9 protein-coding genes are annotated in these 8712 nt (G+C 57.8%); 7 read left to right on the top strand and 2 right to left on the bottom strand.

Annotation, left to right across the window (positions count from 1 at the left end):
* Together QXF46_02525 and QXF46_02520 are read left to right on the top strand one after the other, a co-directional pair.
* Positions 1 to 396 (top strand): thioredoxin family protein (locus QXF46_02525; protein MEM0225732.1); only part of this gene is annotated, 396 nt, incomplete at its 5' end.
* A 48-nt stretch (positions 397 to 444) separates the two neighbouring features.
* Positions 445 to 2268, top strand: a complete 1824-nt coding sequence (locus tag QXF46_02520; GenBank protein ID MEM0225731.1) for an ATP-dependent DNA ligase — start codon at positions 445 to 447, stop codon at positions 2266 to 2268.
* On the opposite strand, the gene QXF46_02515 is transcribed toward QXF46_02520, so the two are convergent.
* Positions 2265 to 2846 (bottom strand): hypothetical protein, encoded by a 582-nt coding sequence (locus tag QXF46_02515; protein ID MEM0225730.1) that lies wholly within the window; start codon positions 2844 to 2846, stop codon positions 2265 to 2267. The genes QXF46_02520 and QXF46_02515 overlap by 4 nt on opposite strands.
* Before the next feature lie 81 nt (positions 2847 to 2927).
* On the opposite strand from QXF46_02515, the gene QXF46_02510 reads away from it, so the two are divergent.
* From QXF46_02510 to QXF46_02490, 5 genes are all read left to right on the top strand, one after another.
* Positions 2928 to 3872: a carbohydrate kinase family protein gene (locus QXF46_02510; GenBank protein ID MEM0225729.1), complete on the top strand. Its 945-nt coding sequence runs from the start codon at positions 2928 to 2930 to the stop codon at positions 3870 to 3872.
* Positions 3873 to 4000: 128 nt separating this feature from the next.
* Positions 4001 to 4228: a hypothetical protein gene (locus QXF46_02505; GenBank protein ID MEM0225728.1), complete on the top strand. Its 228-nt coding sequence runs from the start codon at positions 4001 to 4003 to the stop codon at positions 4226 to 4228.
* Positions 4229 to 4231: 3 nt separating this feature from the next.
* The gene (locus QXF46_02500) at positions 4232 to 6046 is read left to right on the top strand and encodes a threonine--tRNA ligase (protein ID MEM0225727.1); all 1815 of its coding nucleotides are present in this window, start codon (positions 4232 to 4234) and stop codon (positions 6044 to 6046) included.
* 15 nt (positions 6047 to 6061) lie between these two features.
* Positions 6062 to 7279, top strand: a complete 1218-nt coding sequence (locus QXF46_02495) for a radical SAM protein (protein MEM0225726.1) — start codon at positions 6062 to 6064, stop codon at positions 7277 to 7279.
* The gene (locus QXF46_02490) at positions 7257 to 7514 is read left to right on the top strand and encodes an RNA repair domain-containing protein (protein MEM0225725.1); all 258 of its coding nucleotides are present in this window, start codon (positions 7257 to 7259) and stop codon (positions 7512 to 7514) included. Before QXF46_02495 ends, QXF46_02490 begins: the two co-directional genes overlap by 23 nt.
* Positions 7515 to 7537: 23 nt before the next feature.
* Here the strand turns inward: QXF46_02490 and gap are convergent, their stop codons facing one another.
* A complete protein-coding gene (gene gap / locus QXF46_02485; protein ID MEM0225724.1) occupies positions 7538 to 8566 on the bottom strand; it encodes a type I glyceraldehyde-3-phosphate dehydrogenase in 1029 nt (342 codons plus the stop codon).
* Between the last annotated feature and the right edge of the window lie 146 nt (positions 8567 to 8712).

Genomic DNA, 8712 nt, shown 5'->3' with positions numbered 1-8712 from the left:
GTTTACGAGGTTCTCAAAGCCTCGGGGAGGCAGGCGAAGCTGAGGGTGGTTACCGCCGGCATCACTGATCCGAGGGAGTACCCATCCTTCCTAGAGTTCCTGGAGGGGCTTTACGGGAGCCAGTACGTTGAGGAGTTCAAAAAGTACAGAGTAGGTTCGCTGCCGGCACTAGTCGTTGGCGGAGAGAAACTGTTCGAGGGCCGATTCCCGACGAAGGAGGAGCTCCAGGAACTCTTCGGGGTTGCCAGGAGGGCTCCGCCCCCCTCCCTCCCCCCTGAGCCGGCGACAGGGGTTTGCGTAGGCTGCCTGTTCTACGACGCCAAGGCGTCGAGGTGCCTTCTGCTCAGGGTGGCTGTGGCTGACCCAAGCAAACCGCCCTGCGGGAAGAGGAGGTGAGCAGAGTTAAGGATAAGAGCTGAGGGATCGTTGAATCAATGGGACCCTATGGCTGATCTGGAGTTTTCAACGTTGGTGGAGTTCTACGAGCGCATCGAGGCTACGAGCAGCCGGCTTGCGATGACGGATCTACTCGTTTCGCTCTTCAAGAAGACTCCCCCCGAGGTGATCGATAAGCTGGTTTACCTCACGCGAGGCGTCTTGGGCCCCGACTACGAGGCGCCGGAGCTGGGCGTGGCGGAGAAGCTGGCGATAAGAGCTGTTGCTTTGGCTCTCGGTGTGAGCTTGAAGGAGGTGGAAGCCGCTTACAAGAGGTTGGGGGACCTCGGGCTGGCGGCTGAGGAGCTGATGAAGAGGGGTAAGCCCTCCTCCATACTCGATTTCTTCGGCGTGGGGGAGGAGATTCAGGCTAAGGCTCTAACCGTGGGCAGGGTGTACGATTCCCTCCTCAAGATCGCCCGAGCCTCGGGCCCCGGGGCTCAAGACACGAAGATAGCGACGCTCGCTGCACTGTTGAAGAGCGCCAACCCGAAGGAGGCGAGGTACCTGCTGAGGATGGTCACCGGGAAGCTGAGGCTGGGCGTTGCGGACATGACGATCCTGGACGCGCTTGCTTTGGCCTTCACGGGCTCCAGGGCCGCGAGAGCGGCTGTTGAAAGGGCTTACAACGTACACCCTGACCTGGGCTACATAGCTAAGCTGCTGGCGGAGCGCGGCCCCGAAGGTTTGAAGGATGTCAGAATCAGGGTGGGCATACCGGTCAAACCGATGCTGGCCGAGCGGCTGAGCGACCCTGCCGAGATCATCGCCAAGCTGGGGGGCTCCTGCCTCGTCGAGTACAAGTACGACGGTGAGAGGGTTCAGGCTCACAAGGAGCGTGAGGAAGTCAAGCTCTTCAGTAGAAGGCTGGAGAACATCACGAGCCACTACCCGGATGTCGTCGATTTGGTGAGGCGTTACGTGAGGGCGAGGGAGGCAATCCTCGAGGGTGAGATTGTCGCGCTAAACCCCGATACCGGCGAGATGCTACCCTTCCAGGAGCTGATGCATAGGAGGAGGAAGTACGATATCGAGGAGGCCATGGAGAAGTACCCCGTCGCCGTGTACCTCTTCGACCTCCTCTACGTCGACGGAGAGAGCCTAATCGACACCCCGCTAGCGGAAAGGAGGAGGAGGCTGGCAGAGGTGATCGAGGAGAGCGAGCGGTTCAGGCTGGCCAAGTCGTCCATCGTTAAGGAACCGGAGGAGTTGATGAGGTTCTTTGAGGAGGCTGTGGCGGAGGGCTGCGAGGGCCTCATGTGCAAATCGTTGGGCGGGGAATCGATCTACCAGATGGGTGCGCGCGGCTGGCTCTGGATCAAGTTCAAGAGGGACTACAGGTACGAGATGACAGACACCGTTGATCTCGTCGTGGTCGGTGCGTTCTACGGTAGGGGGAAGAGAGCGGGGACCTACGGAGCGCTCCTGATGGCAGCGTACAGCCCGGAGGAGGACGTTTTCAAGACCGTGTGCAAGGTGGGCAGTGGTTTCTCGGACGAGGATCTGCTCCAGCTGCCTAAGATCCTCGAGCCCTACAGGATAGACCACAAGCACCCCAGGGTTGTATCGAAGATGGAGGCCGACGTCTGGTTCACCCCCGCCGTCGTCTTGGAGATCGTGGGTGCGGAGATAACGCTCAGCCCCATGCACACGTGCGCGCTGGGCAGAGTGAAACCCGACGCGGGCCTCGCCATCCGCTTCCCCAGGTTTACAGGAAGGTACAGGTTCGACAAGAGCCCGGAGGATGCGACAACGGAGGAGGAGCTGGTGGAAATGTACAAGCGGCAGAAGAAGGTCGCGCTACCGAAGGCTCCACCCAGCGAAGCCGCCTAAGCCCCCGAAGAGCCGGTCATTCTCTCCAGCACCCTGTTTAGGGTCCAGCGGAGTGCGCTCCTGATCTCGTCAAGCCTCCTCTTATCCCTGTAGTTCCTGATTCTGATCTCCTTTACGAGACCGCCCTCCTCCTCGATCCCGTAGTCGAATGCTTCCTCGCTATCCAGCTCCCCCGCTCGGACGAGTTCCTCATCCTTCTTCTTGTACCCGTCGAGGATCTTCGCGACGAAGAAGCTCCTCAGGGGCGGTGAATCCAGCGGCAGCTCTATCACGGGTTTTATCACGATGCCCCTCTCGTACACCGAGAACTTCGCCATTTCACGCCCCTCCCTCGACACGATCGACGACTCCGAGATCAGCGAACCCATGCCAGAGGGCTCCGGGCGGGTTGGGGCCTCGTAGCCGGCTGGCGCTTCGCGTGGGAGCTCGGAGGCTCGCACGAAGCTCTCCTGAGAGAGTGCCGCGTCGACGATGTTTACTAGAAGCTTGAGCAGCTCGAGCTCCCCCTCCAGCTCCTCGATCCTCCTTTGGAGGTAGGACTTTGCCTCGGCTAGACGCCTTAGACGCTGATCCTCCACGGATCCTTCATGCGTTCACCGAGTATAAAAACTGAGCTCTCGGCGGGCAAGCGTAAATACCGCCCTGAGCTTGCTTGACGCGTGAGAGTGGTATCGGTCGGCAACGTCAACATCGACCTGCTTGTGTACGTCGACGAGTTTCCGGAAGCGGGTGGGAGAGTGGAGGCTAGGGTCCTCGCGAGGAGCCCTGGAGGCGCTGCAGCCAATTACGCGGTCGCGGCCGCAAAGCTGGGAGCGAGAGCGGTGCTCTACGGCTGCGTGGGTAGCGACGAAGAGGGCGAACGGCTCCTGAAGCTCTTAGAGGGGGCTGGGGTTGACACCTCCTGCGTCAAGCGCGTGGAAGAGCAGACCGGCACCGCCATCGTGATCGTGGACTCAAAGGGGGAGCGCACGATGATCATCCACAAGGGGGCCAACGCCCATCTCCGAAAAGCGGTCAGGGAGGGGCGCCTCCCTCCTACGGATTGGGTTCACGCGGCGTCCGTACCACCGGATCTAGCTGCTGAGGTCTTCAGCGAAGCGAAGAGGCTAGGTGCTTTCGCTTCGTACGATCCGGGAGGGACGTATGTAAGATCGGGCTTCGATAGGATCCTCGAAGCCGTGAAACTAGTCGATGTCCTCTTCCTGAACGAAGCCGAAGCATCAGTATTGGCCAGCAGCGGTGCTGGAAACGAGTTGGAGGTGCTAAGGCGCATAATTCCGATAGTCGTTGTGAAGAGGGGTTCGCGGGGCTCGATGGCTTGGGTTAGAGGGGTGTTTTGCGAGGCTGAAGCATTCAAGGTTGCTGCTGTAGACACTACGGGCGCGGGCGACGTCTTCGACGCAGCGTTCACATTGGCCGTGTTACTGGGGCTGGAGTGCCGCGAGGCTTTGACGTTCGCAAACGCTTGCGCCGCGATAAAAGTCGCCAGGCGTGGTGCCCAGTCCGGACCCGCGCTGGCCGAGGCGCTGGAGTTTCTCAAAGCGAGGGGGTTCGCTGAACTTGCTTCCCGGCTGTGCCTCCTGAGCGAAAGTTTTAACAGATGAAGCGGAAGAAGTGGCTGTAAAAGGAGAGGTGGGGGCGAGTGTTTTCAACTGAGTGTACCCCCCAATGCCCCTTCCGGGCTTTCAAGTGCACCAAAAACTCTCTCGTTATTAGGAGGAGGAGGGATCGGTTGGAGGCACTCTGTGAGTGGACTGGCGATAGGTGTATCGGTTGGAGGTGCCAGTTCGCTGTCTGCATAAGGCATGCCCTTCTGCCTGACGGAACCTGCAGCCTCATGGTTGAGAGGAAGGACAGGAAGCCGCCGATCGATGAGGAGGCTGCGAAGATGGAGACGAGGTACGCGGATCTCCGGAGGAAGCTTAAGAGAGTGGGGCTTGACTACGAGGGGGAGGTGTAGGTCTTGAGGCTCCTGCTGATACACGCTGAGCGTTTCGAGTACGAAGTTCGACAGAGGGCGCTGGAGGAGGCGGAAGAGCTGGGCGAGAGCGGCGGGAGAGGGAGAGTTGAGAACGCGCTCGTCTGCTTCGTTACTGTCGAGGGTGTCGACGAGGCCAATCTGGCTTGGGTAGTTTCCAGGGCCGCTGATGAGATCGAGGGCGTGGCCCAGAAGCTCGCTGTAAAGAGGGTTGTGATCTACCCATACGCGCACCTTTCGAGCGATCTAGCGAAGCCAACCGTTGCATTGAAGGCCCTAAAGGAGCTAGCATCCGCGCTCGAGGGGCGCGGCTTCGAAGTTTCAAGAGCTCCATTCGGGTGGTACAAGCGCTTTACCATCTCTTGCGTAGGGCACCCCCTCGCCGAGCTCTCCAGAACCATAAGGCCCGCAGAGGCTGTAGAGGAGTACGCGGTTTTAACGCCGGAGGGCACCATACTTCCTTTACGCGAGTTCGATTTGAGCACGGCGCCGGATGACTTCAAGCAACTCGTACGTAGGGAGGTTTACGGTGAGGGTGGTGCCGGAGGTGAACCGAAATACCTGGACTACTGCAGGAAGTTCGGGATCGAGTGGGAGCCTTTCTCGGATCAGGGTCACATGAGGTACGGCCCTGAGGCCTCGATCATGATAGACCTGCTATCGGAGTACGCTTGGAGCTGCGCCCTCTCGCTGGGCCTACCAATCTTCAAGGTTAGGGGTACAAACATGTTTGATCTGAGCGTCCCTGCAGTCAAGCAGCACGCCGACCTCTTTGGGGACAGGCTCTATACCATTGAAGTCGGGCAGAAGAAGTTCGTGTTGAGGTACGCGGCCTGCCACCAGCAGTTCGCGATGCTGAGGGACTGGAACATCAGCTACAGGCACCTCCCCTTCGGGGTATTCGAGGTGGCCGACAGCTACAGGCTCGAGCAGCCTGGCGAGCTCACCCTCTGCTTCAGGTTGCGCAAGTTCTTGATGCCGGACCTGCACATCCTTACCCACGACTTAGAGGAGGCTAAGCGCCTCTCCCTCAAAGTTCATGAGAAGATCTACGAAGAGGTTAGGAAGGTGGGTAGAGACTACGTCTCCATATACAATCTGACGCGCAGTTTCGCGGCTGAAAACCAGGATTACTTGGCCGAGCTTGTAGCGCGGGAGGGGAAGCCGGCCCTCCTGCACTTCGTTCCTGAGGGCAAGTACTACTGGGTGATCAATGTGGAGTACAACGTAATAGACCAGCTGGGCAGGCCCCGCGAGATCGGGACCTTCCAGATCGACGTGGGCAACGCGGAGAGGTTCGGGATCACATACACTGATGAAAGCGGGGCTAGAAGGTACCCAGTCATCATCCACACAGCGATCATCGGGTCGCTCGAGCGCTACCTCTACCTGCTCTTCGATACAGCAGCTGCTGAGGAGGCTAAGGGAAGAAAGCCGTCACTCCCCCTATGGCTTTCCCCCGTCCAGGTCCGCGTGATTCCCGTATCCTCCGATTACACGGGGTACGCACTCGAAGTTGCAGAGAAGCTGAACTCGCTTGCGATACGGGCCGACGTCGACGATAGGGACGAGAGCCTGTCGAAGAAAATTAGGGATGCTGAAGTTAAGTGGATCCCTTACATCGTCGTAATCGGGGCGAGGGAGGTTGAAAAAGGAGTGCTGAACGTCCGGAGGCGATCCGGTGGGATAGAGGAGATGGGGCTCGATAAGCTGGTACAGGAGTTGGAGGAGAAGCTGAAGGGGTACCCTCGAGCTCAAATGACGATTCCGGTGAGGCTGTCTCAGAGGCCCGGCTACTAGACCGGTGCTTCTGACTTGAGCACCGTTAAGCTTTCGATCCGCAACCTTCTCTACGAAAAGGTGAAGTTAGCAGAGGTGCTCTCCAGCAAGCTGGGCTACGAGAGGTCTGAAAGGGCGAGAAGTGACTACCACGCAAGGAAGTACCCTGTGCACTGCGGGGCTACGGTGCACAGCGTTCTTGGGTGTACGTTCCGCTGCGTTTACTGTTATCTGCCCGACATGGGGGTGAGCTTCGCCCGGGCCCAGCCCTACGCTTTGAGCGGGGAGGAGATGGTCTTGGCTCTAGCTTCCAACCCCTTCTTCCTCCCCGGCCTGCTCGGAACGTACATTGCGCTGGGTAGCCTAGGCGAGCCTCTGCACCCGGTTGGTGCGTGGAGGACTCTCGAGTACGTGGAAGTCTTTGCCCGGTACTTGCATAACCCCCTCCAGTTATCTACGAAGGCGGTGGTGAGCGAGGAGGTAGCTCGGAGGCTTGGCGGAGTATCCGGGGCTCCCGTAAACCCGTTGGTGACGATAATCGCGCTGAAGAACTGGAGCAAGCTTGAGCCAGCCGCGCCTAACCCGGAGAGCAGGCTCGAAACTATCTCCATCCTGCGGAGGGCTGGGCTCTTCCCGATGCTTTTCCTACGACCGTTGATCCCAGGTCTGGAGGAGGAGGCTATCGAGTTGATGCGGGAGGCGAAAAAGCGGGGGGCCGTTGCCACCGTGCTGGGCAGCCTTCGAGTCACGGCTAGCATTCTATCAAGGCTGGAAAAATCGGGGATTGACGTAGATCGAATACTGTCCAGGCTCAGGCGTCCGCCCGAAGGCAGGGCTCAGCTTAGCGTACCCATGAATGACGTTAAGAGGGGGCTTGCAGAAGAGGCGAAAACGCTTGGGGTTATTCCGCTTTACAGTGCATGTTGTGCTAGCACGCTTAACGTGTACTTGAGGACTGGCAATCGAATACCCTGTGCAGGGCTCGACTTCATCGATGGGCGCTTCTGTGCAGGGTGCCCGGTCGATTGTAGAAGCGTTAGAGTGGAGGTGGATTACGATGAGGTGAAGTGGGCAGTTAAAGAGTTCCTGAACGTTGATGCACGTAGAGTAGAAGAGCGCGGGTATTGCTTACTGATCGCAGTTGATGATGCGAGACAGGCTTTAAGGAATTTGAGGAGGAAAAGACGTTTTAAAGCGATGCTTGAGACCGTGTACAGGAGGAGGATAGAAGTTGTCGAGGGCAAACCCGCTTAGGAACCTGCTCCTCGGGCTCCGCTGGAATCCCGGCGTTAACGCCGACGATTTCGTAATCTCGTTCACTTCGCGCGGGGCTTGTTGCGACGTTGAGACGGTGCGCGGATCCGCGGTGGAAAAAGTGTACTTAAGAGGTTTTGAGGTACGTCTCGGCGCTAAACTAGTCTACGTTCCTTTTCATCGAGTTGTAATGGTGAAGAATCTAGCAACAGGAGAAATCGTATACAAAAAGTAGTGGGAGTTGATTTAGAGCGCGCTTTAGATACCTTTGCTAGCTATGTGGAGCAGTAGGTCTACGAGCCTGCAGCTGAAGCCCCACTCGTTGTCGTACCAGGCAATCACTTTCACCTTGTTGCTCTTGCCGCCTAGCACCATGCTCGCCTGAGCGTCGTAGATCGCGGAGTGCGGGTTGCCCAGTATGTCGGAGGAGACTATCGGTTCATCCACGTACTCGAGGATCCCCTTCAGGTAGGTTTCCGAGGCCTCTTTGAAGGCAGCATCCATTTCCTCCTTTGTGACCTCCTTGTCGAGGAGGGCCACGAGGTCGACGACGGACACGTTCGGCACTGGTACTCGCATTGCCATGCCATCCATCTTGCCCTTTAGCTCTGGTATGACCAGGTGAATGGCCCTAGCAGCACCGGTGGTCGTTGGGATGATGTTCATGGCGGCCGCCCTCGCCCTCCTGAAGTCCTCGGGATGTATTAAGTCGAGCACGCGCTGGTCGTTCGTGTACGCGTGAACAGTGGTCATGAAGCCCCACTGTATCCCGAATTTCTTTAGGAGCACGTAAGATACCGGGGCAAGGCAGTTAGTAGTGCAGGAAGCGTTGGAGATAACCTCGTGCTTCTTCGGATCATACATGTCGTGATTTACACCCATGACGATCGTCACGTCTGCACCCTTGGAGGGCGCTGTCACAACCACTTTCTTTGCCCCGGCTTTTATGTGCAGAGCAGCTTTTTCTCTGTCCGTGAACCTCCCGGTAGACTCCATTACGACATCGATGCCTAAGTCCTTCCAAGGTAGCTTCTCTGGGTTCGGCTCATTAAGGACGAGGAGCTCCTTGCCGTCGACGATGATCTTATTATCCTTCGCTTCAACCTTGTTTGGAAGCTTTCCAAAAGTTGAGTCGTACTTCAGCAGGTATGCGAGCATCTTCGGGGAGCCTATGTCGTTTATAGCTACAACCTCGTAAGTGTCGAAGAACTTCGGGTTTTTTAACGCTGCTCGGAAGAACAGCCTCCCTATCCTCCCGAACCCGTTAATGGCTAGTCTGTATTTCATCGTGCCTCTCCCGGTGAGCGGGAATTAAAACTTTGTCACTAAACAATAGGGAGGCGATCGATGAACGTGCTGGGCCGTCAGACTTGCCCGGGAGCATCATTCTTCATACCTTTCGAGCGTCATCACAACGGCCCAAGCATCTTGAG

Source organism: Thermofilaceae archaeon (genome assembly GCA_038731975.1).
Taxonomy (GTDB): Archaea; Thermoproteota; Thermoprotei; order Thermofilales; family Thermofilaceae; genus JANXEW01.
The sequence above is the reverse complement of the archived record's forward strand: the minus strand, read 5'-3'. Positions and strand labels throughout refer to the sequence as shown.